At 72.8% G+C, this 19,830-nt stretch carries 18 protein-coding genes; 7 read left to right on the top strand and 11 right to left on the bottom strand.

The annotated features are described in order from the left end of the window. Nucleotide 1: 1 nt before the first annotated feature. The gene (locus tag QSK10_RS16015) at nucleotides 2–682 is read left to right on the top strand and encodes a hypothetical protein (protein WP_285663614.1); all 681 of its coding nucleotides are present in this window, start codon (nucleotides 2–4) and stop codon (nucleotides 680–682) included. Nucleotides 683–749: 67 nt separating this feature from the next. Here QSK10_RS16015 and QSK10_RS16010 read toward each other — a convergent pair whose 3' ends face one another. Both QSK10_RS16010 and QSK10_RS16005 read right to left on the bottom strand, forming a co-directional pair. Next, nucleotides 750–887, bottom strand: a complete 138-nt coding sequence (locus QSK10_RS16010; protein ID WP_285663613.1) for a hypothetical protein — start codon at nucleotides 885–887, stop codon at nucleotides 750–752. Between the two features lie 358 nt (nucleotides 888–1,245). Beyond that, nucleotides 1,246–1,920, bottom strand: coding sequence for a TetR/AcrR family transcriptional regulator (locus tag QSK10_RS16005; protein ID WP_285663612.1), 675 nt, complete (start codon nucleotides 1,918–1,920; stop codon nucleotides 1,246–1,248). An 80-nt stretch (nucleotides 1,921–2,000) separates the two neighbouring features. Between QSK10_RS16005 and QSK10_RS16000 the strand changes: the two genes are divergently transcribed. From QSK10_RS16000 to QSK10_RS15990, 3 genes are read left to right on the top strand one after another with little or no spacing between them, the layout of a single operon-like run. Beyond that, nucleotides 2,001–2,900, top strand: coding sequence for an alpha/beta fold hydrolase (locus QSK10_RS16000; protein WP_285663611.1), 900 nt, complete (start codon nucleotides 2,001–2,003; stop codon nucleotides 2,898–2,900). 57 nt (nucleotides 2,901–2,957) lie between these two features. After that, on the top strand, nucleotides 2,958–3,410 hold the full coding sequence (locus QSK10_RS15995; protein WP_285663610.1) for a MarR family winged helix-turn-helix transcriptional regulator: 453 nt from the start codon (nucleotides 2,958–2,960) through the stop codon (nucleotides 3,408–3,410). Continuing rightward, nucleotides 3,407–4,810, top strand: coding sequence for an MFS transporter (locus QSK10_RS15990; protein ID WP_285663609.1), 1,404 nt, complete (start codon nucleotides 3,407–3,409; stop codon nucleotides 4,808–4,810). Before QSK10_RS15995 ends, QSK10_RS15990 begins: the two co-directional genes overlap by 4 nt. Here QSK10_RS15990 and QSK10_RS15985 read toward each other — a convergent pair. Then, the gene (locus QSK10_RS15985) at nucleotides 4,785–5,855 is read right to left on the bottom strand and encodes a radical SAM protein (RefSeq protein ID WP_285663608.1); all 1,071 of its coding nucleotides are present in this window, start codon (nucleotides 5,853–5,855) and stop codon (nucleotides 4,785–4,787) included. The two genes, QSK10_RS15990 and QSK10_RS15985, sit on opposite strands and share 26 nt — an antisense overlap. A gap of 343 nt (nucleotides 5,856–6,198) precedes the next feature. Here QSK10_RS15985 and QSK10_RS15980 point away from each other — a divergent pair, with 343 nt between their 5' ends. Both QSK10_RS15980 and QSK10_RS15975 read left to right on the top strand, forming a co-directional pair. Continuing rightward, nucleotides 6,199–8,028: an ABC transporter ATP-binding protein gene (locus QSK10_RS15980; protein ID WP_285663607.1), complete on the top strand. Its 1,830-nt coding sequence runs from the start codon at nucleotides 6,199–6,201 to the stop codon at nucleotides 8,026–8,028. Continuing rightward, on the top strand, nucleotides 8,021–9,790 hold the full coding sequence (locus QSK10_RS15975; protein WP_285663606.1) for an ATP-binding cassette domain-containing protein: 1,770 nt from the start codon (nucleotides 8,021–8,023) through the stop codon (nucleotides 9,788–9,790). The genes QSK10_RS15980 and QSK10_RS15975 overlap by 8 nt, the downstream gene beginning before the upstream one ends. Here the strand turns inward: QSK10_RS15975 and QSK10_RS15970 are convergent. Further along, on the bottom strand, nucleotides 9,781–12,252 hold the full coding sequence (locus tag QSK10_RS15970; protein ID WP_285663605.1) for a helix-turn-helix transcriptional regulator: 2,472 nt from the start codon (nucleotides 12,250–12,252) through the stop codon (nucleotides 9,781–9,783). The two genes, QSK10_RS15975 and QSK10_RS15970, sit on opposite strands and share 10 nt — an antisense overlap. Nucleotides 12,253–12,754: 502 nt before the next feature. Between QSK10_RS15970 and QSK10_RS15965 the strand changes: the two genes are divergently transcribed. Beyond that, entirely contained in the window at nucleotides 12,755–13,387 is a 633-nt protein-coding gene (locus QSK10_RS15965; protein ID WP_285663604.1) for an HD domain-containing protein, read from the top strand. A 19-nt stretch (nucleotides 13,388–13,406) separates the two neighbouring features. Here the strand turns inward: QSK10_RS15965 and QSK10_RS15960 are convergent, their stop codons facing one another. The 7 genes from QSK10_RS15960 to QSK10_RS15930 form a co-directional block, all read right to left on the bottom strand. Further along, nucleotides 13,407–14,357 carry a GlxA family transcriptional regulator gene (locus QSK10_RS15960; RefSeq protein WP_285663603.1) on the bottom strand — a complete coding sequence of 317 codons (951 nt, stop codon included), beginning with the start codon at nucleotides 14,355–14,357 and terminating at the stop codon, nucleotides 13,407–13,409. A 108-nt stretch (nucleotides 14,358–14,465) separates the two neighbouring features. Further along, on the bottom strand, nucleotides 14,466–15,023 hold the full coding sequence (locus QSK10_RS15955) for a dihydrofolate reductase family protein (RefSeq protein WP_285663602.1): 558 nt from the start codon (nucleotides 15,021–15,023) through the stop codon (nucleotides 14,466–14,468). Nucleotides 15,024–15,036: 13 nt separating this feature from the next. Next, entirely contained in the window at nucleotides 15,037–15,795 is a 759-nt protein-coding gene (locus tag QSK10_RS15950) for an SRPBCC family protein (protein ID WP_285663601.1), read from the bottom strand. Between the two features lies 1 nt (nucleotide 15,796). Then, the gene (locus QSK10_RS15945) at nucleotides 15,797–16,384 is read right to left on the bottom strand and encodes an ArsR/SmtB family transcription factor (RefSeq protein ID WP_285663600.1); all 588 of its coding nucleotides are present in this window, start codon (nucleotides 16,382–16,384) and stop codon (nucleotides 15,797–15,799) included. Nucleotides 16,385–16,450: 66 nt separating this feature from the next. Continuing rightward, on the bottom strand, nucleotides 16,451–16,651 hold the full coding sequence (locus tag QSK10_RS15940; protein WP_285663599.1) for a hypothetical protein: 201 nt from the start codon (nucleotides 16,649–16,651) through the stop codon (nucleotides 16,451–16,453). Nucleotides 16,652–16,804: 153 nt separating this feature from the next. Continuing rightward, nucleotides 16,805–17,317 carry a hypothetical protein gene (locus tag QSK10_RS15935; RefSeq protein WP_285663598.1) on the bottom strand — a complete coding sequence of 171 codons (513 nt, stop codon included), beginning with the start codon at nucleotides 17,315–17,317 and terminating at the stop codon, nucleotides 16,805–16,807. Nucleotides 17,318–17,641: 324 nt separating this feature from the next. Then, nucleotides 17,642–19,771: a serine/threonine-protein kinase gene (locus tag QSK10_RS15930; protein ID WP_285663597.1), complete on the bottom strand. Its 2,130-nt coding sequence runs from the start codon at nucleotides 19,769–19,771 to the stop codon at nucleotides 17,642–17,644. Nucleotides 19,772–19,830 lie beyond the last annotated feature (59 nt).

The following is a 19,830-nucleotide window of genomic DNA, read 5'->3' as shown; positions in this document are numbered from 1 at the left end:
CATGATATCTGATGACGCCTACATCGCCCGCCGTCTGCATATGCTCGGCGAATGGGACGCCGCCCTGGCCGTCCTGGGACCCGACGGCGATCGCGAGGTGTACGCCGAGATCGCCGTCGACCGCTGGTTCTTCCGCGTCGAGGACCACGAGACGGCCGAGAAGGCCGTCGCCGCCCTGGATCCGGCCTCACCGACCGCGCACCTGCTCGCCGCGCGCCTGGCCTACAGCCGCCTGCTCTTCAAGCACGATCCGCGCGAGGACGACCGCGAGGCCGCCGAGGCGCACTACCGCGCGGCGGCCGAGGCGGGGGACGAGAAGACGCGCGCGTGGGCGGAGTACCACCTGGCCGTCCTGCTGGACAACATCGACGAGGACGCCGCCAGCGCCATCCCGCTCTACGAGTCGTCCCTGGCGGTGGCGGTCCGCGACGGTGACGGGTTCCTGGAGTCGTACATCATCCGGCACCTGGCCCCGCACAGGGAACCGGGCGAGCGGCTGGCGATGCTGCGCCGCTCGCTGCACCTGCGCGCCGCCCTGGGCGCGCGGCCGCAGAGCGTGGCGGCGCAGGCGCTGCTCGCCGACGGCCTGGGCGAGGACGATCCCGAGCGCGCCGAGCTCACCGCGACGTTCCGCCCTGCGGCGGAGGAGCTGCGCATCGGCTGGCTGGTGTCGCGCGACTGAGCGTCCGGTACGGGACACCGCCCACGGTTCTTGCGGCGCGAGGGTCCGTGGGCGGTGGTGCGCCGGATCAGCGGCCGATGATGGCGTGCAGGCCGCCGAGGACGGCGATGGCGGTGGGAACGGCGAGGTAGAGCTGCCCGGCCAGGGCCATGCCCACGCCGGAGCCGGTGGCGATGAGCACGATCAGCAGTGTGCGGGTACTCATGAGGCCGCTGTCGCCTTTTTGCTGTTCGCTCGGAGGTCGGGCTGCCATGCTGGGGTTCTCCTGAGGTCGTCGAAGCCGCTGGAGACGAGCGGCCCCCGCTGGAATCGGGTGGCCGCTCGATACTCGTTCGAGCGGCCCGGCCGTCTCTCTGTCCTTGAGCGTGAGAGAACGGCACCCCGAGTGCCAGTCGTGTGTCGGATACTCGTCGGCTCAGGAGAGTTTCTTGGATCCCGACGCCGTCGGCGATCTCGCCGAGGGGTTGTCCTGTCGCGCGCCGTGATCAGGGACCGGGCCGCGCCGGCGGTCGGGAAAGCCGCACCAGGAGGCCTGAGCGCGGGGCGTGGTCGCCGCCGTCCGGCTACCGGTGTTCCAGCAGGCCGGTCAGGACCGCCCTCAGCGCCGCCCGCCTGCGGGCATCGGCGTCGCCCGCGCCGGGAAGCTCCGTGGACAGCAGGGCGGCGATGCGGGGATGCCCTCCGGCGGCGGCCACGTGGCGCAGATAGGTCGCCTGGGCGGCCACGCTCGCGCTCGTTCCCGCGAGGGTGTTGCGCGCGAAGGTCGCCACGGTGGCGTTCATGAGCGCGAAGATCTCCAGTTTCACGCCGCCGTCGGCGGGGTGGCCGGCGAGGACGTCGAGGAAGTGCTCCAGCAGGGCGGTTCCGTTGGGACCCAGGGCCGGGCGGGTCACGACCGCTTCGGCGAGCCAGATGTGCCGCATCATGATCGCGTAGCCCTGCTCGCCGATGGCGACGAGGTCGGCGACCCTGTCGCCGGTGGGTGGCGTGAATCGGTATTCGGCGGCGGTGGCGTCGATCATCAGGTCGAGCAGGTCCTCGCGGCCGGTGACGTAGCGGTAGAGGGAGGCCGCGCCGGTCGCCATTTCGTCGGCGACGTTGCGCATGGACACCGCGCTCAGGCCGCCCCGGTCGGCGACGGCGAGCGCGGCGGTGGTGACCTCGGCGCGGCTGCGTTCGGCGGGGCGGCCGGTGGCGGCGCGTTCGGGCCGCAGCCAGATCGGTGTGTCGGTGGTCATCTCATCCCTCGCGGCGTTTGCGAACAGCGTACCCGAAGGCTATGGTTCGGGAACACCGTTCGCAAACTCTGGAGGACGACATGTCACCCCAACCCACCGGATACGCGCACAACGGCGACGTCCGCATCGCCTACGACGACCTCGGCGGCAGCGGCGGTGAGCCACTGCTGCTGGTCATGGGGACCGGGCTGACCCGGTTGTGGTGGCCGCTCGGGTTCGCCGGGGAACTGATCGGCCGCGGTTTCCACGTCGTGTCCTATGACAACCGCGACTCCGGGCAGTCCACCCGTTTCCCGGCCGCCAAGGCCAATCCCGTCATCTCGCAGTTCCGCAAGCGCGCTCCCGCCTACGCCGCCGAGGACATGGCCGATGACGCCGCGGCGGTCATGGACGCCGTCGGCTGGGAGCGGGCGCACCTGTTCGGGCACTCGATGGGCGGCCTGATCGCCCAGCGCGTCGCGATGCGCCACCCGGACCGGATCCTCAGCCTCACCACCTCGGCCGCGGTTCCCAGCGACGCCTCCCGGCTGAAACTGCTGAGCTACATACGTTTCGGCTTCGTCGCGAAGCTGTCCCGGATGCGCTTCCCGGAGACCCCGGAAGGCGACATCGCGTTCGGGATGGCGTTCCTGCGGGCGGTGGCCTCCCCCGGCTACCCCTTCGATGAGCAGGACGCCCTGTCGCGCGTCAAGCGGGACGACTCCAACCCCTTGCGCGACAACGCCGCCCAGGGGCGCCAGCTCGGCGCGAAGTGGAGCGGCGGACGCCTGGCACAACTGCGCGTTCCGGCGGTGGTGATGCACGGTGAGGCCGATCCGCTGCTGCGCACCAGCGCGGCACGCGCGCTGAGCAAGGCGATCCCCGGCGCGCGGCTGGTGACGTCCCCGGGTGTCGGTCACGACCTGCCGCAGGGCGTGTGGCCCGCCTATGCCGACCAGGTCCGCTCCGTCGCCGACGCGGCGACCGGCAGCACGAGGTGAGGGAACCCCGGCCGAGCAATACATAAAGGCTTCATATAAATCGGTTATGCTTCTGGCATGACTCGCCGAGACGCCGGGCACGGCGCTTCCACCGCCATCGGGTCGGCCCTCTACGGCCTGGCCACCAGGGCCGTGCGGCGCCTGCCCCGCGACATGAGCCTGACCTCGGCGGCCACCCTGGCCACCCTGGACAAGACCGGCCCGCGGCGGATCACCGACCTGGCGGTCGCCGAGGGCGTCACCCAGCCCGCGATGACCGTCCTGGTCCGGGTGATGGAGGAATCCGGGCTCGTCGAGCGCAAGGGCGATCCGTCCGACAAGCGGGTCACGCTGGTGTCCCTGACCGAGGCCGGGGCGGCCTACGTCCGCACGCGCCGCCGGGCGGGCGTCGACGCCTACGCGCGGCTGATCGACCAGCTCACCGCCGAGGAGGTCGGGGCCCTGGCGGCGGCGCTTCCGGCGCTGCTGCGTCTGGCCGAGCTCGAAGGCCGGGAAGAGCCGGGGCGGTGAGCACCGCCCCGACCCGTTCACAGCCGCGGCTGCTCGTCCCCGCCCTGGTGTTCATCGCCCTGGTCGTGGCCGCCGTCGCCAGCCTCGGGACGCCGCTCATCACCAGCGTGGCGACCGCGTTCGGCGTCTCCCTCGACAGTGCGCAGTGGACGCTGACCATCGCCCTGCTCAGCGGCGCGGTCGCCACCCCCGTCCTCGGGCGGCTCGGCGCCGGCGCGCACCGGCGGGCCACGATTCTGGTCACGCTGGCGATCGTCGTCGCCGGCAGCGCGCTCACCGTGCTGCCACTGCCCTTCGCGTGGCTGCTCGCCGGTAGGGCGGCCCAGGGCGTCGGGCTCGGGCTCACCGCGCTGATGATGGGCGTGGCCCGCGACCATCTTCCCGACAAGCGCGGTGCGGCCGCGATCGCGCTGATCTCGGTGGTCTCCATCATCGGCGCCGGTGTCGGCTACCCGCTGGCGGCGCTGCTCGCCGAGTTGGGCGGGCCACGGGCCGCCTACGGCCTCGGCCTGCTCGTCACCGCCGTCGCCCTGGTGACCGCGTGGCGCTCGGTGCCCGCGGCTCCCGAAGGCCGGTCGGCCCACGTGAACGTCGCCGGTGCGCTCGTCCTGGCGGGCGGGCTGTTCCTCGTGCTGTTCCTGGCCGGGCAGCGCGGCCTGTGGAGCCGCCACCTCGCCGTGGCGGTGGCCCTCGCCGTCGCCGCCGTGCTGCTGCTCTGCGTCTGGACCGTCGTCGAGCTGCGGTCCGGGACGCCGCTCGTCGACGTCCGGGCGATGCGGCATCCGGCGGTCGCCGGGGCGAACATCGCCATGTTCGTCGGCGGGAGCGGCATGTACCTCCTGCTCACGCTCATCACCCGCTACGCACAAACGCCGCGGAGCGCCGGTTACGGCTTCGGGCTGTCCACCTTCGTGGCGGGGCTGGTCCTCATCCCGTTCTCCGCGCTGGGATTCCTCGCCGGAAGGCTCACGCCCGGGCTCCGGCGGCGGATCAGCGGCCCGCCGCTCCTGGCCGGTAGCGCCGCCATCGTCGGCGGCGGGTTCGTGCTCTTCGCCGTGGCGCGGTCCAGCCCGGCCGAGCTGCTGGTGGCCATGGGCGTGCTGGGTCTCGGTGTCGGCGGGTTCTCGGCCGCCATGCCCGGCGTCATCCTGGCCGTCACGCCCAAGAGCGAGACGTCGAGCGCGATGAGCTTCAACTACGTCGTCCGCAGCGTCGGGTACGCCCTGGGCAGCGCCATCGGCGGCCTGGTCCTGGCCGCCGGTACCGGCCGTCTCTTCCCGGACGAGGGCGCCTACACCACCGCGGCGCTGGTCGGCGTCGCGGTGATGGCGGCCACGACGCTGGTGAGTCTCATCCTCGCCCGCCGAGGCTCGCCTACGTCGTCGCCGGACGCAGCGTGAGCCGCCGCGACTCCCCCGGGTCGAAGGCGGGCCGCTTGTCGATGCGGGCGCGCACTTCCTCCGAGCCGAAGCGGTAGTCGATGCGGCGGACGGCCTCGGCCCAGTCCTGGCGGGTGGTGACGCCGCGCAGGGTCTCCACCACCCACGGGTCGTCCCAGCGGGCGCGGGAGCGCCGCCACAGCTCCTGGGGGTCGACGGTGAGCAGGCTGCCCACGGTGCCCTCGTAGATGGGCATGGCGCGCACCTCCCCGTCGGGTTCGACCTCCAGGGGCCGGAATCCGGGGTGGGTGGCGATGAAGTCGGGGTGCATCTGGACGGCGAAGTTGTCGGTGGTGCTGACCTTGACGGTGGCCGGTGCCGCGGCCTGGAGGCGCGCCTTGGTCGCCTCGGAGTTCAGGTCGCTGACCTGCTCGTCGGAGAGCATCTCGTGCTCGTTGAACGTGGGACGGCTGGCCAGCCCGGTGGGCACGACCGCGCCCAAATGGAGCTCGGTCAGGTTGGGGAAGCGGGCCACCAGGGCGGCCATGTCGTCGACCTGGTGCCAGTTGCTGCGCACGATGACGGTGTCGATGCCGAAGCGCATCGCCGGCTTGCCCTGGGCGCGGCGGCGGTCGTTCTCGGCGTCCAGCAGGCCCAGGGTGTGCATGGCGCGGTCGAAGGAGCCGGGGCGGCTGCGGATGTAGTCGTGGACGTCGGCGGTGGCGCCGTCCACGCTGACCACGACCTTCTCCAGGACGTCGGCCATCTCGGTGATGGTCTCGGCCGGGATGTTCCAGCCGCTGGTGTAGATGAGCACCTTGACGCCGTTGTCGCGGAAGCGGCGGGCGATGTCCAGGATGCGCGGGACGGTCAGGGGCTCACCTCCGCACAGGCTGATCTGGGTGGGACGAAAGCTGATGAGCGCGTCGGCGACCTTGACCATGTCCTCGTGGCTCAGGTTGCCGGGGCGCCGCCGGCCGGACTCGGTGTAGCAGTGCGTGCAGCGCAGGGGGCAGGCGAAGGTCACGTCCCAGATGAGGAAGTTCGGTCCTGAGTCGGTGGTCATGCGCCAGAAGGCTAGGAGTGGCCGGTGGGTCGGGCATCGGTAGCGCGGCACGCAAATCCACCGTGGAGCACCTAGTCGGCGGCCCTCATGGGCGCGCTCGCGGGGGCGACACTGCGTAGCCGTGGGGGCGGGTTTGCGTACTCGGCTACGGATTCGCGCGAACCCCGTGCCACCTAGCCTTCGCTGCACGGCATCCATGGAGGAGGTGACGGTCATGCGCAAGTACCCCGACGTCGGCGCGTAACGGTCTCAAACGTGGACGCGGTGGCCGCCTCCGGTATGGGGCGGCCACCGTGCCCCGGTCTCCGCACACCCCCATTCCCCCAGGCAGGAGCAGGCCATCGTGTCGACCAAGGCGAGCCGGGGCGGTAGTGCCGCCAGTGGCGTCTTCCCTCTCATCCGTGTCCTGCCCCGGATCAGCCCGGGGCTCTCGGCGCTGCTGGCGCTGCTGATCGCGGCGCGGGTGGCCGGGGTGGTGCTGCTGCCCCTGGCGATCGGGCGGCTGATCACCGCGCTGACCGTGCCGGACGCCGCGGCCGGCGCCGTCCGGCTGGGCCTGGTCCTGCTGGGTGTGGCCTTCGTGCTCGATTTCGCGCTGGAGCCGGTGCGGGGGATGGTGACGGCGAAGCTGAGCGCGGCCGTCGACGGTTTCATGGCGCAGCGCACCGTCGAGGGCGCGCTGCGTCCGCACGGTGTGGCCCATCTCGTCGATCCGGACGTCGCCGACGCCATCGAGCAGGCGCGCGGCCTCGGCGTCGGCGGGCACTCCCCCGGTGAGGCGGTGGACGCGTTGTCGACGCTGCTGCCGATGCGGCTGTCGGGGCTGGCGTGCGGGGTGCTGCTGGGGTGGGCCGGGCAGTGGTGGATGCCGGTCGTGGTGGGCGCGGCCTGGATCATCGTCGGCCTCCGCCAGGACCAGATCATGGCGCGCGCGGTGGCGGCCAACGCCGCCCAGACCGTGCAGCTGCGGCACGCGTCCTACCTGCGCGATCTGGCCGTGACCGCACCGGCGGCCAAGGAGCTGCGGCTGTTCGGGCTGAGCCAGTGGGTGGTCGCGCGGTTCACCCGGGAGTGGTGGGACGGGATCGTGGCGATGCGCCGCAAGACCACCGACCTGCGCCAGCACTACCTGGCCGGCGGGCTGCTCCTCGCCGCGCACCTCGCCGTCATCATCCCCCTCGCGCTGAGCACGTCCCGGGGGAATCTCACCGCGGGCGCGCTGTCGATCACGTTGCAGGCGCTGCTGGGCATGTTCGCCCTCGGCTACATCGGCGACCCGGAGGGGCGGCTGCGCCTGGCCGCCGCCGCGGTCCCGGCCGCGCTGAAGATCGGCGCGCTGCGTGCCAGCGACCGTCCAAAGGCGAGCGCACCGGCGGCCGGGACGCCCGCGCGCGAGATCCGCTTCGAGGGCGTGTCCTTCCGCTACCCCGGACGCGACAAGCCGGTCCTGGACGGCCTGGACCTGGTGATCCCGGCGGGCTCGTCGCTGGCGATCGTCGGCGACAACGGCGCGGGAAAGAGCACCATCATCAAACTCCTCGCCGGGCTGTACGAGCCCGGAGGCGGCCGGATCAGCGTCGACGGCACCGACCTGTCCGGCCTCGACCCGGTGAGCTGGCGGCGGCGGCTGGCGGTGGTCTTCCAGGACTTCGCTCGCTACCCGTTCTCCGTCCGCGACAACATCGCCTTCGGCGCCATCGAGGAGCCGGCGAGCGCCGAGGCGGTCGAGGACGCCGCCCGGCGCGGCGGGTTCCTCGGCGTCGAGCGGGGGCTGGCCGAGGGCTGGGACACCCTGCTGACCACCGCCCGCCTGAACGGCACCGACCTGTCCGGCGGGCAGTGGCAGCGGCTGGCGATGAGCCGCGCGCTCTACGCCGCGCGGAGTGGCGCGAAGGTGCTGATCCTCGACGAGCCGACCGCGCACCTGGACATCATGGCCGAGCACGAGCTCTACGCCCGCTTCCTGGAGCTGACCGCCGGGCTCACCACGATCCTGGTCTCCCACCGCTTCGCCACCGTCCGCCTCGCCGACCGCATCGCGGTGATCGGCGACGGCCGCGTCACCGAGCTCGGCGGCCACGAGGAGCTGCTGGCCGCCGACGGCCGCTACGCGCGGATGTTCGGTGTCCAGTCGGCGCCGTTCACCCAGACCGAGGGAGTCCACCATGTCTAACTGGCTGTCGGCGGCGCGCCTGGTGATCGGCGTGGCGATCCGCTCCGACCCGCGCCGCGCGATCCTCGTCATGGTCCTGATCCCCTTCTTCAACATCGTCGCCGCCGGGCAGGCCCTGGGGCTGCGGCAGATGGTGGACGGCGCGGTCGCCCACGACCTGGGCGCGGCCCTCACCGGCGGCCTGGTGCTCATCGCGGTCACCGTCTTCGTGTTCCAGGCCAGCGCCGTGGCCACCGACCTGCGCCGGTTCCTGCAGCAGAAGGTCGGCCTGGAATTCGACCGCCGCCTCATGGACCTCTGCTCCGGCCCCGCCCACATCGACCACTACCACGATCCCGGCTTCCTCGACGACGCCGAGCTGGTCCGCCAGCGGCGCACCGAGTTCGGCGGGGCCTTCGCCGCGCTGGTGGAGAACTGCGGCATGCTCGCCCGCTTCCTCACCGCGGTGCTCGTGATCGCCCTGGTCAATCCGCTGCTGGCGCTGCTGCCGCTGTGCATCCTCCCCCTGGCGCTGGCCACCCGCCGTCAGGCGAGCCTCATCGCGGCCGCCGAGAAGGCCGGGGCGGGCGCCGACCGGGAGCGCAAGGCGCTGCTGGACCTGGCCACCGATCCCTCCGCCGCGCCCGAGGTGCGGCTCTACCGGCTCGGTGAGGTCATCGCCCACCGCCACCGGGAGGCCTTCGCGTCCTCGGCGCGTGGACGCGACGCCGCCCACGCGCGGGGCACCTGGGCGGTCACCGGTGGCTGGCTGCTGTTCTGCGCGGCGCTGATCGGCGGGCTGTCGCTGGTCACGTGGTCGGTGGTCGCCCATCGCGCCTCGGCGGGTGAGGCGGTCCTCGTGCTGCTGCTGGGGACGCGGCTTGTCGGGGCGACCACGGGCTTGTCCTGGCTGATCGGGTGGCTGCGGCGCTCGCTGGACACCGTGGTCCTCTACCGGCGCCTGGCCGCCCGCGCCACCGGACGCCCCTCCGGGACCGATCGCGAGCTGCCCGAGCACGGTGACGTCGTCTTCGACCGCGTCGTCTTCCGCTACCCCGGCGAGGGCTCACAGGCACTCGGGCCCATCGACCTGCGGCTCCCGGCCGGGTCGACCGTCGCCGTCGTGGGCGACAACGGCGCCGGGAAGTCGACGCTGGTCGCGCTGCTGGCCGGGCTGTACGCCCCCAGCGAGGGCCGCATCACCGTCGGCGGCAAGGATCTGGCCGAGCTGGCGCCGGAGGTGTGGCGCGCGGCGAGCACCGCGGTCTTCCAGGACTACTGCCGCTTCGAGCTCCTGGCGGCCGAATCGGTCGGCGTCGGGCGCCTGTCGGCGATCGAGGACCGGGACGCCATCGGTGCCGCGGTGGCCTCGGCGGGTGCGGCCGACATGGTCGCGAGCCTGCCCGAGGGACTCGACACCCGCCTGGGCGGCACCTATCCCGACGGGACCGACCTGTCCTCGGGCCAGTGGCAGAAGCTGGCGCTCGCGCGGGGCCGGATGCCCCTGGCACCGGGGCTGATCATGCTGGACGAGCCCACCGCCAGCCTCGATCCCGACAGCGAGGCGGAGGTCCTGCGCGCGCTCATGCGCACCCGCGCCAACGGCGGCCCGGCGCCGATCACCGTGGTGGTCTCCCACCGGCTGACCTCGGTGCGCGCCGCCGACATCATCGTCGTCCTGCACGAGGGCGGTCTCGTCGAGCACGGATCCCACGCGGAGCTGATGGCCCTGGGCGGCCGCTACGCGCGGATGTACACCCTGCACGCGGCCTCCTACACCTGACCGAACCAGCGCACGCGCAGCTCCTGGCGCGATCCGACGCCGAGCTTGCGGTAGATGCGCACCAGATGGCTCTCCACGGTGCGGACCGAGAGCACCAGGCGGGCGGCGATGTCGCGATTGGACAGTCCGGTAGCCGCGAGGGCGCCGACCTCGGTCTCGCGGACGGTGAGCGCGGCCTGCGGGGCGTCGGTGGAGGTGATGCCCAGGGCCGCGCGCAGCCGTGCGGTGAGGGCGGCGGCCGCGCCGTAGCCGGGATCGCCCGCCGACAGGAGTTGCGCGGCGGTCTCGGCCAGTCGCCAGGAGCGGCGGTGCAGTCCCATCTCGGCCAGGGTCTCGGCCTGGGCGAACAGGCCCGGCCCGTCGCGGGACAGCAGGGCCAGCCCGCCGTGGGCCTCGGCGAGCAGGCGGGGTGCGTCGACGCGGGCGAGGCACGGGGGGATCTGCTCGGTGAGCTCGTCGGGCTGGCCGTGGCCGGACCATGCCGACCAGGTCAGGTACTGGAGTTCGACGCTGTAGGCCTCGGCGGCCCGCGCGTGGCCGGCGGCCTCGTCCAGGTGGTGGCGGGCGCTTTTCATGTCGCCCCGGGCTGCGGCGATCGCACCGGCCGCCCATGGGCGCAGGCCTGGGAGCAGGGCGAGGGCGTCGGGTGGCTCGTGGTCGAGGATGGCCTGTGCGGCCTCGGGCTCGCCGGTGGCGGCCAGGCTGACGGCGAGCCAGGCGGCGGCCTCCGAGCGGAAGGGCCGCAGTCCCGTCGCCTGCTGGGTGAGGGCCTCGCGCAGGGGCCCGGTGGCCTTGGCGAACTCGCCGGAGGACAGGAGTGCGTAGCCGGTGAACAGGGGCCAGGCGACCGAGTGGAGTGGGGTTCCGGGTACCGGTCCGGGTGTCCTCGGCCAGCGGCCCAGGAGCGGGTCGGTGGCCGGTGGCCTCGCGCGGCCCTCGCGCCACAGGCCGATGAGCGCCTCCAGTGCCAGGGCCAGGCCGGTCTGCTCGGGGGCCGCGTCGGCGGTGAGGCTCGCGCAGGACGCTGCGGCCTCCCTCGTGCGGCCCGAGAGGGCCAGTGCGGTGGCGGTGGCGAGGCGGTGGGTGAGGGTGGCGGGCCGGTCGCGGCGGGTGCGGAGGGTGTCGCCGGTGCGCTGGGCGAGGAGCAGGACGATCGCGCCGGTGGCGTCGATGGCGTCCAGCGCGGCGGTGGGGGCGGCCTCGCGGAGCGCGCGCAGGTCGGTGTGGGCGGCGTCCGGGTCGCGTTCGCACAGGCAGCGGTGCATGGCCAGGGCGGCGGCGATGAGGGCGCGCCCGGTGGCCGAGGGGTGGGCGACGATGGCCTGGTGCAGCACCGATTGGGCCTCGCGGGTGGCGCCTAACTCGGCGAGGGCTCCGGCGAGGGCGACGGCGGCTCCCCCGTGTCCGTGGTGGGCCTTGCGCGCCATGCGCGCGGCCATCTCGGGGCTGTGCGGGCGGAGTCCGCGGGCGATGCGGGCCAGGCTGCCCGCGTGCACGGCCGCGCCGGTCTCCAGGCGCTGGAGGACGACCAGCGGGTCGGCCTCGACGCCCTGGGCTCGCCGGAGCATGGCGGTGGCGACGCGCTTGCGGCGCAGGGGCGAGGTCCGGGACCAGACGAGCTGCTGCATCAGCGGGTTGGCGAAGCGCGCCACGACCTCGCCGTCGGCCTCGGCGGTCTGCAGCAGTCCGAGGTCTTCGAGGGTGTCGACGGTCTTGGGCGCGATGCGGTCGACGATGACGATCGCCAGCGGGCGGCTGCTTCCGGCCACGGCGGCCAGGGCGTCCAGTTGCGCCGGGCTCAGCCGCCGTGGCTCGGGCGGCAGGAGTTCGGCCAGCTGCGGTGGGACGCTGATCGGGCCGCGCCACCACCACAGTCCGCGTTCCTCGACGAGGGCGCCGATCGCGAGGCCGTGGCGGACCAGTTCGGTGGCCAGGCGCGGATTCCCGCCGGTCCACTGGTGCACCAGGTGCGCGGTGGTGGAGGCCGGTGCGCCGCCGAGGCGGCAGCGCAGCAGCGCGGTGGTCTCGTCGACGCCCAGTGGCGGGAGGTCGATGCGACGCAGGTGCCGGTCCTTCCACAGCGCGACGACGGCGTCGGGGACGTGCACGTCCTCGCGGGTGGTCAGCAGCAGCCGGATGCGCCCGTCGTGGGCGAGCCCGAGGAGGGTGTTGGCCGTCTGCGCGTCGACCCAGTGGGTGTCGTCGACGACGAGCAGTGGTGTGCGCGGCCGTCCGCGCAGGATCAGCTGGTCGCGGATCTGGCCGGGGTTGAGCGCTCCTCCCCCGGTGTCGGGCAGCAGCTGCGCGAAGACCCCGAAGGGGATCACCCGGCCGATCTCGGTGGCGGTGGCGCGGTAGACGGCGTGGCGTGCGGCGGGCAGCTGGCGGGCGACCAGTTCGATCATGCTGGTGCGGCCGGTTCCCGATTGTCCGACCAGCACGGCACCGCGACCGGCGGTCACCGCGGTGAGCGTTTCCCTGACCAGGTCAGGCCGAACGAAATGGGTATTCCACACCCTGGAAAGCTAGCCCGCCGAGGGTTTCCGTATTGTGATCCCGTAGCGTCCCGGGCCGTCGAGTGTGGTCGACTGCGCAGGTCTCGGCCGGGATACGGCCGTCCATGAGGGATTCATTCGGTGAAAGCAGAATGTGAACTTTGGACATTCACCGAGGTCTGGATTGGTGAATGAATGCGGATGTGAACCGTGCGCCAATACGGCACCATTGATGGCGGGAATGGCGCGATTGGCGGACTGCTTTTTCGGGGAAATGGTTTAGCATCGCCGCCCGTCGCCCGGGGTCGGCTCGGTCCACAGCGGACGGATCGGCGCGAGGCCGCAGGCGGGTGCGCGGGTGCCACCCTCCGCACTGCCGCGGCCACGTCCGCCTGGAGTGGCACGATGGTTGCGGCAGGTGGCACTCGTGCCACTGTCGCGGCCGCGTCGGGATTCCTAGCCTCTCCACATGAGCATCTCGCTGGAGCTTCCGACCGGCCCGATGGCCGAGGCCGTCGTCTCGGCGGCACGTGGCTGCGAAACCACTCCCGTCTTCAACCACAGTGTGCGCAGCTTTCTCTTCGCGCAGCTCGTGGCCGAGCACGAGGGGTGTCTGGAGGACGCCGCCTACGATCGCGATCTGCTGTTCGCCGCGACGGTCCTGCACGATCTGGGCACCGGCGACCTCGCCAAGGGCGAGGCCCGCTTCGAGGTGGAGGGCGCGGACCTGGCGGCGGCGGTGCTGCGGGAGCACCGGGTTCCCGCGGCCGACGTGGACCGGGTGTGGGAGGCCATCGCCCTGCACACCTCCCCCGGCATCGCCGAGCGCCGGGGGCTGCTGACGTATCTCACGCGCGAGGGCGTGGGATTGGACTTCGGGCGCCGCGCCGAGCTGGCCTCCGCGCGGCAGGCCGAGATCCACGCCGCCTATCCCCGCCTGGACATGGTGCGTTCCCTGGTCGACGCGATCGTGGAACGGGCCGCGCGCTCGGAGGCGGCGGCGCCCCGTTACTCCATCGGCGGCGAGCTGCTGCGTGAGCGCCGTGGCGACGGTGTGACCACATTGGAGCTGGCGGCCGACTCCTCGCCGTGGGGCCGGTAGCCGGGCCCGGGCCGGACGGTCAGGCCGTGGCGAAGGTTTCGCGGTAGGCGCGGGGCGGTACTCCGACGTGGGCCTTGAACAGGGTGCGGAAGTTGGCCGAGGTGCCCAGGCCGCAGCGCCGGGCGACGGCCTCCACCGTCAGGTCGGTCGATTCCAGGAGTTCGCGGGCCAGGCCGAGCCGCGCGTCGAGCAGCCAGCGCATGGGCGGCCGTCCGGTGTCGGTGTGGAAGCGGCGGATGAGGGTGCGGCGCGAGATGCCGGCCCGGCGTGCCAGCTGATCGACGGTGAGCGGCTCGTGCAGGTGGTGCAGGGCCCAGTCGTACAGCGATGCCGGGCCGCCGCCCGCGTCGGGCAGCACCGGCAGGTCCATGAACTGGGCCTGGCCGCCCGCGCGGTGGGGTGCGGCGACCAGCAGCCGCGCGCGCTGATTGGCCACGCGGGTGCCGTGGTCGCGGCGGATCAGGTGCAGGCACAGGTCGATGCCGGAGGTGACGCCGCCGGAGGTCAGCACGTCCCCTTCGTCGATGTACATGGCCTCGGGCCGCACCGTGACCCGCGGATGGCGCGCGGCCAGCGCCGCCGCGAAACGCCAGTGGGTGGTGGCGCGGCGGCCGTCGAGGAGACCGGCGGCGGCGAGGGCGAACGCGCCCGTGCAGATGGACACCATGCGGCTGCCCCTGGCCGCCGCCTCGGCGAGTGCGGTGATGACCGCGGTGGAGGGGGTGTCGGGTTCCAGGTAGCCGGGGACGATCACGGTGTCGGCGGTTTCCAGGGCGTCGAGTCCGTCGGTGACCGCCAGTCCCGGTCCACCGTGCATGGCGACGGCCCCGGGCGTCTCGGTGCACACCGTCAGCGTGTAGGGACCGCCGGGCCAGCTTCCGAACGCCTGCACGGGGATGCCGATGTCGAGGGCGAGGACGCTCGGGATGGCCAGCACGACGACGTGGTGGGTTCCGTCCCGCATCGTCATGGCACGATCCTATTGCCCTACGGCATCTGTGCCACACGTCGGCCCGGCCGTCCCGTGGCGGCGTGGGCGTTCGGGCGTCCCTTGGGGACGATGGGGACGCCCGCATCGCTATGCGTCGGCGGGGGCGTAGCAGAGTTCGAGGATCCCCGAGGCGGGGAAGACCGTGCTCTTGACCAGCCGCAGCCTCAGCGCGGCGTCGAGTTCGGGGAACAGGGCCGCGCCGGTGCCGGTGACGGCGGGCAGGACCCACAGGCGGTACTCGTCGACGACGCCGAGCTTGATCAGCGAGTGCAGGAACGCGGTCCCGCCGGCGGCGACGAGGTCCTTGCCGGGCTCGGCCTTGAGCGCGGCGATCTCCTCGGCGAGGTCGCCGGAGGCGATGCGGGTCTCGGGCCAATCGGCGGTCTGGAGGGTCGTGGAGAAGACGACCTTGGGGATGGCGTTCATGGGCTTGGCGGAGGGGTGGTCGGCGGTGGGCCAGTATCCGGCCATGGCCTCATATGTGTTGCGGCCCATGAGGAAGGCGCCGGCCTCCCAGAGGCGGCTGACGAAGTACTCCTCCTGCTCGGGGTCGTCGATGGACGTCATCACGTCGCGGATGCCGTTGTCGGCGTCGGCGCTCTTGCCGTCGAGTGAGACGTAGAAGCCGAGGATGAGCTTGCGCATGGCGGTGCTCCGTTCAGTTCGGGGTGGCCGCGAGCCAGGAGCGCCATGCCGTGGCGATCTCGCGCTCGTCTTCGGTGTCGCTGAAGCCGTGGTAGCCGACGACGAGGACGTCGCGGTGGCCCTTGATGAGGGTGAGGATCCCGTGCGCGGTGCGCACGCCGACGCAGCGCGGCTCGATGGCGAACTCCACCGTCCCGCCGGTGGCCGGTAGTCCGGGCACGTTCAGGCGGATGGGCGCGCCAACGGTGATGGGGCCGGTCAGCGAGAGGGCGTCGGCGAACCGCGTCCACACCCGCCGCTCGCCGGCGACGGGCGGGCCGGGCAGGAACAGGTTGCGCGTGGCGTGGCGGCCGGGGAAGTGCTCAAGGTAGGCGGCGAGCTGCCGGAGGTACATCAGGTCGCCCACGCGCATGCTCTCGTGGTACTCGGCGTCCCAGTCGCCGTCCAGGACGCCGTCGTGAACGAAGCGCAGGACGGTGCCGCCGCCCTGGCGGCCCTCCAGCAGGTACTCCACGGCCGAGAAGGTCCCGCCGGGGCCGTCCTCCCGGAAGGCCAGGCGCCTGCCGGGCTCCCAGGCGGTGATGGCCGAGGTCTGCGCGAAGCCCATGGTGTCGCTCATGTCGAGGGTGTTGGTGCCACCGGGTCCGGGTTCGATGGTGGTGCGGCCCATGAACCAGGAGTCGATGCCGGGGCCGGTGGCGATGGCGTCCCAGACCTGGTCCGGGGTGGCGTCCAGGGTGATCTCGTCGGCGACCTCGAAGTCGTGGGACATGTCAGTCGTCCGCGGCGACGGTGGGGTGCAGGGCGAGCACGACGCGGTGGTCGCGGCCGTCGGGGGCGTTCTCGTCGTGGTAGCGGCTGACGAGTGCGGCCACGGCCCCGGCGAGTTCCCCGGTGAAGGCGGCGCGGTCGGCCGGGCTCGCGAAGCGCACCTGGGCGTCCAGGCCGAACGTCGCCACCTGCTTGGACGCCTTGTCGGCACCGGCGATCAGGACGCCGACGTCGCGCACGAGCCGCGCGGCCAGCGCCAGCAGCCAGCGCGCGGAGAGCCGGTTGGCCGAGCGTCCGGGGTCGGGTGCCATGGCGGGCAGTACGGCCGGTGAGATGACGTAGGAGCGGGCGGTGGCGCGCACCAGGCGTTCGGTGACATTGCCCTTCCGGCGCTCCTCGACGAGCTCGATGAGGCCGTGTCGTTCGAGCTCGCGCAGGTGGTAGTTGATCTTCTGGCGGGCGAGTCCGACGCGTGCGGCCAGCATGGTGGCCGAGGCGGGCTCGGCGAGTTCGGCCAGCAGCCGGGCCCGCATGGGGTCCAGTGTGGATCCGGCGGCGGCCGGGTCGTCGATCACGGCTACTTCGAGCATGGCTCGACGATAAGTACCGACGACCCAAGTTGTCAAGACAAAAGTATTTGTCGGTGCGTACCCGGCTCAGTCCGTGTCGCCGGTGTCCTGACGGCCGGAGGCGTCGCCTCGATCAAGGGGATCGTGGCCGTTGACCCGGTCGGGCGCACGCTCGCCGGGGTCCTCCTGGTCGGCGGCGCGGTTTCGCGCCTCGCGCTCACCGGCCTCCTCGACGTCGTCGTCATCGCTCGGCCGCCGGTCATCGTTGCCTCGGAAGGGATGCGCCATGAACTCACCGTAACAACGATCGATGTCCCGGGTGAGTGAAACGAAGGCCGCCCAAGCCATCCGGCCGCGTTCTGCGGGGATCAGGTCACCTTGGCGGGACAACGCCGGGCTCGATCCGATAGGTCATGGAGGGGGCCGCTTCACCGGCGCCGATCAACGACCCGTCGGCTCATAGGTCTTGGCACCGGCTGCGATCGCGGCGAAGGTAGCGGTGAGGATGCCGAAGATCATGGTCAGCCCGACGGCCACGCCGTTGCTCTTGTCGAAGCCGAAGATCCAGGTGATCTGATCCCGCAACGGCGTTCCCCGCAGCAGCGGCGCCGCGAACGTCGCCACCACGTAGAGCGCGCACAGCCCGGCCAGCGCCCACGCGCCGGGAACCCTGCGGGCGAAGGTCAGCCCGCCGGTGACCAGCAGCGCGCCCGCCCCGAGGACGCCGCTGAACACGTTCTGCACCGTCAGCGCCGACCAGCCGCCCTCGGGTGAGGTGCCGTAGCCGATGTTGATGACCACGAACCAGACCAGCAGCCCGGCGGTGATCAGGGCGAGGACGCCCGCCGTCAGCGCCGCCGCGGCGTTCGCCCTCGCCCGTCCGGGCGCACCGCCCCACGGCGCGGGGCCGCCGGGGGGCGGACCGTACTGGGGCTGTGGTGAATGGGGCTGCATTGGCGCTCCTCGCGAGTCTTTGCGGCGACACGCCCATCATGTCCGGCGATGATCGGCATCTCAAGGCCGCCGGCGCCGACCGGCCGAGCCGAGACCGCTTCGTGATCGCATCACCGGCATCTCCGGTCACCCTCGGCCGATGTGCTGGAACACCCGCCGGGGCAGGAGGATCCGCCACGTTGGTCCCGCTCCTCCCCGGGCCGGACCCATGACCCGAGGAGCGAGAGGTGTCACGGATTCCCATGAGGGGACGGCCGCACGTCCAGCCGGTAGCCGCGTCCTGAATGGACACTCGCCCCGCCGGGACGGGCCTCCGTCGGCGGGTCAGTGCGGGATGACGCGAGGTTCCCGAGTGGGATGGAAGACCAGCACGGCCTCGGGATCGCAGACCACGATCGGGCGCTGCCACCTGCGCGCCATGGCACGAAGGAAGTTGCGGCACTGCTCGCAAACCACGCCCGACACGGCGAAGACGTCGACGGCCTCGGCGATGAGTTTGACCTCGGCGTGATTGGGGTCGACATCGGCGATACCGAACCTCGCGATCAGGTCCTCACCGGCTCCGGTCTCACCGCCCGGCAGATGTGGCGCGGGGTTACCGGAGAGGACCTCGCGTCCATCGGCGGCCACGGCCCAGCGGTGTGAGCCGCGCATCTGGCTGGGCAGTCGCAGGCTCCGGGCCTCCTCGATGGCCCGGGAAATCCCTCCCTCGGCGGCGGTGGCGAGGCGTCTGGCGAGCCCCTGAAGCCTGGTGCGCAGGGCCGGGTCGGCGGCCAGGGCGGCCGGAAGCGCGGCGTCGCCGGGCAGCGCGGCGACCTCGGCGGCCAGGACGGGATCAGTGCGCAGGACGTCGCGGTAGCGGCGCCACAGCGCGTCATGCCCGGAGACGCCCAGGCTCTGCTCGGCCAGTTGCGCCAGCCGGCGCTCGGTGCGCCAGACCACGCCACGAAGACGCTGCATCACCGCGTCGGACCTCGCCCGTTCACCGGGGGTCATCCTCTCGTGGGGAGCCATCTCGCGCGCCTCCCGCGCCAGGCGCGGGGCGGAGTCGAGGACCTCCTGGAGCCGCATGCGAACGCGTTCCTCCACGGCGGTGGTGGGATTCGGAAGCCGGTAGAGGAGGCGGCGGGCCTCCAGAGCCAGGTCGGCCGCCCCGGCCTCCAGTTCTCCCACCCCGGGCACCGCCGACATCGCCCCGGCCGACATGGCGCCCACCGGCGCGGGTGGCGGCGACTGTGGACCGGCGGTGTGCGAAGGGGGATTGCTCATCGGCGCGCCATGTGCCAGTTCGCGTCCGCTCGCACTGGTGACCGCGCGTTCGGTCTCGGGAGCGGCCCGGCCGACGGTGCCGAGGAGCTCCCGCGCGGTGGCGACCTGGCTGGGACGCAGGTGACCGCCGAGGCGCACGCGCCGGCCCATCGCGGTGATCGCGGCCCGCTCGCCCTCTCCCATCGCCAGCAGGATCCGCGCCAGCCGTAGGGCCGGTGCCCGGGGCAGTCCGGCCGTCTCGGCCAGGGTCCGGCTGGCGGCGACCAGTTCGGCGGTCCCGCGCACGACGCGGCCGGCCGCGCGGAAGAACCCGCCGATCGCGAGCGCTTCGAGCAGTACCGACGCTCCGGCGAGCGCGTATTCTCCGGCGCTGGGACGGTCGCGCGGGTCAGGTCCGAGGGCACGGGCGGCGAGGGATCCGGCCGCGACCAGGTTGCCGAGGATCGGTGTCATGTCGATGGCGAGCCGGGCGGTCGCGAAGAGGATCTCGCCGGCGGCGATCTGGGAGTCGGTCTCGTTGCGGCGGTCGATGAGCCGGAATACGCGTTCGGTGTGGGCGGCGAGTCCCTCGATGTCGCCGCTGAGGATCTCCCAGCTCCCGGGGATTCCGGGCAGCTCGAAACGAATCAGCCGATCGACGCCGGGTGAGGCCCCGAGGGCGGTGTGCAGCGCGTTGTTGACGGCGACCGAGGCGCGCTGGGCGGCGGTGTCCCCCGCTCTCCGTGAGGTTGTGGTGAGCAGCTCGGTGATGGCCTCCTCGACGGCCGTCCTCTCGATGCGGACCGATACCAGGCGCATCAGGTCCCCGAAGGCGTCGCTGGTCACCTCGTAGGAGTCGGTTCCGACGCGGACGAGCGTAGTGCGGCTGGTCGTTCCGGCGCGGGCGACGGCGTCCTGCAGAGCGCGCTCCACCCGGGGCAGCTCGGCGAGGGGCCGGGTGGCGATCAGCTCCCGCAGCGCGGTCTGCGGCAGTGGCGGCCCCGCCATCGGCGGATGCCACCCGCCGTCGCGCTGGACGACCGGCGTGCGGGTGGCGAGGTAGGCGGCCACGGCGGCGTTGCCGACCGAGCGCTGCAGGGCCGTCAGGGACGGCATGGGTGCCCCTCCGCCGGTGGAGCCGTCACGGCCTTTGGCCGGTTCGGTGAGCTCCGGGGCGGCGCCGGGGCGCTGGGCGGGTTCGTGCATCGGCGGCCCCTTTCCGCTTTTCGAGCCTCGCCGTCTCCGCCGTGGGGGCCAAGGACCGA

This window comes from Actinorhabdospora filicis (genome assembly GCF_030269765.1).
GTDB classification, from domain to species: Bacteria; Actinomycetota; Actinomycetes; order Mycobacteriales; family Micromonosporaceae; genus Actinorhabdospora; species Actinorhabdospora filicis.
The sequence above is the reverse complement of the archived record's forward strand: the minus strand, read 5'-3'. Positions and strand labels throughout refer to the sequence as shown.

What these genes read in the sequence shown, in the direction of transcription:
- QSK10_RS16015 (WP_285663614.1), top strand. Translation starts at nt 2, where the DNA reads ATGATATCTGATGACGCCTACATCGCCCGCCGTCTGCATATGCTCGGC.
- QSK10_RS16010 (WP_285663613.1), bottom strand. Translation starts at nt 887, where the DNA reads ATGAGTACCCGCACACTGCTGATCGTGCTCATCGCCACCGGCTCCGGC.
- QSK10_RS16005 (WP_285663612.1), bottom strand. Translation starts at nt 1,920, where the DNA reads ATGACCACCGACACACCGATCTGGCTGCGGCCCGAACGCGCCGCCACC.
- QSK10_RS16000 (WP_285663611.1), top strand. Translation starts at nt 2,001, where the DNA reads ATGTCACCCCAACCCACCGGATACGCGCACAACGGCGACGTCCGCATC.
- QSK10_RS15995 (WP_285663610.1), top strand. Translation starts at nt 2,958, where the DNA reads ATGACTCGCCGAGACGCCGGGCACGGCGCTTCCACCGCCATCGGGTCG.
- QSK10_RS15985 (WP_285663608.1), bottom strand. Translation starts at nt 5,855, where the DNA reads ATGACCACCGACTCAGGACCGAACTTCCTCATCTGGGACGTGACCTTC.
- QSK10_RS15975 (WP_285663606.1), top strand. Translation starts at nt 8,021, where the DNA reads ATGTCTAACTGGCTGTCGGCGGCGCGCCTGGTGATCGGCGTGGCGATC.
- QSK10_RS15965 (WP_285663604.1), top strand. Translation starts at nt 12,755, where the DNA reads ATGAGCATCTCGCTGGAGCTTCCGACCGGCCCGATGGCCGAGGCCGTC.
- QSK10_RS15960 (WP_285663603.1), bottom strand. Translation starts at nt 14,357, where the DNA reads ATGACGATGCGGGACGGAACCCACCACGTCGTCGTGCTGGCCATCCCG.
- QSK10_RS15955 (WP_285663602.1), bottom strand. Translation starts at nt 15,023, where the DNA reads ATGCGCAAGCTCATCCTCGGCTTCTACGTCTCACTCGACGGCAAGAGC.
- QSK10_RS15950 (WP_285663601.1), bottom strand. Translation starts at nt 15,795, where the DNA reads ATGTCCCACGACTTCGAGGTCGCCGACGAGATCACCCTGGACGCCACC.
- QSK10_RS15945 (WP_285663600.1), bottom strand. Translation starts at nt 16,384, where the DNA reads ATGCTCGAAGTAGCCGTGATCGACGACCCGGCCGCCGCCGGATCCACA.
- QSK10_RS15940 (WP_285663599.1), bottom strand. Translation starts at nt 16,651, where the DNA reads ATGGCGCATCCCTTCCGAGGCAACGATGACCGGCGGCCGAGCGATGAC.
- QSK10_RS15935 (WP_285663598.1), bottom strand. Translation starts at nt 17,317, where the DNA reads ATGCAGCCCCATTCACCACAGCCCCAGTACGGTCCGCCCCCCGGCGGC.
- QSK10_RS15930 (WP_285663597.1), bottom strand. Translation starts at nt 19,771, where the DNA reads ATGCACGAACCCGCCCAGCGCCCCGGCGCCGCCCCGGAGCTCACCGAA.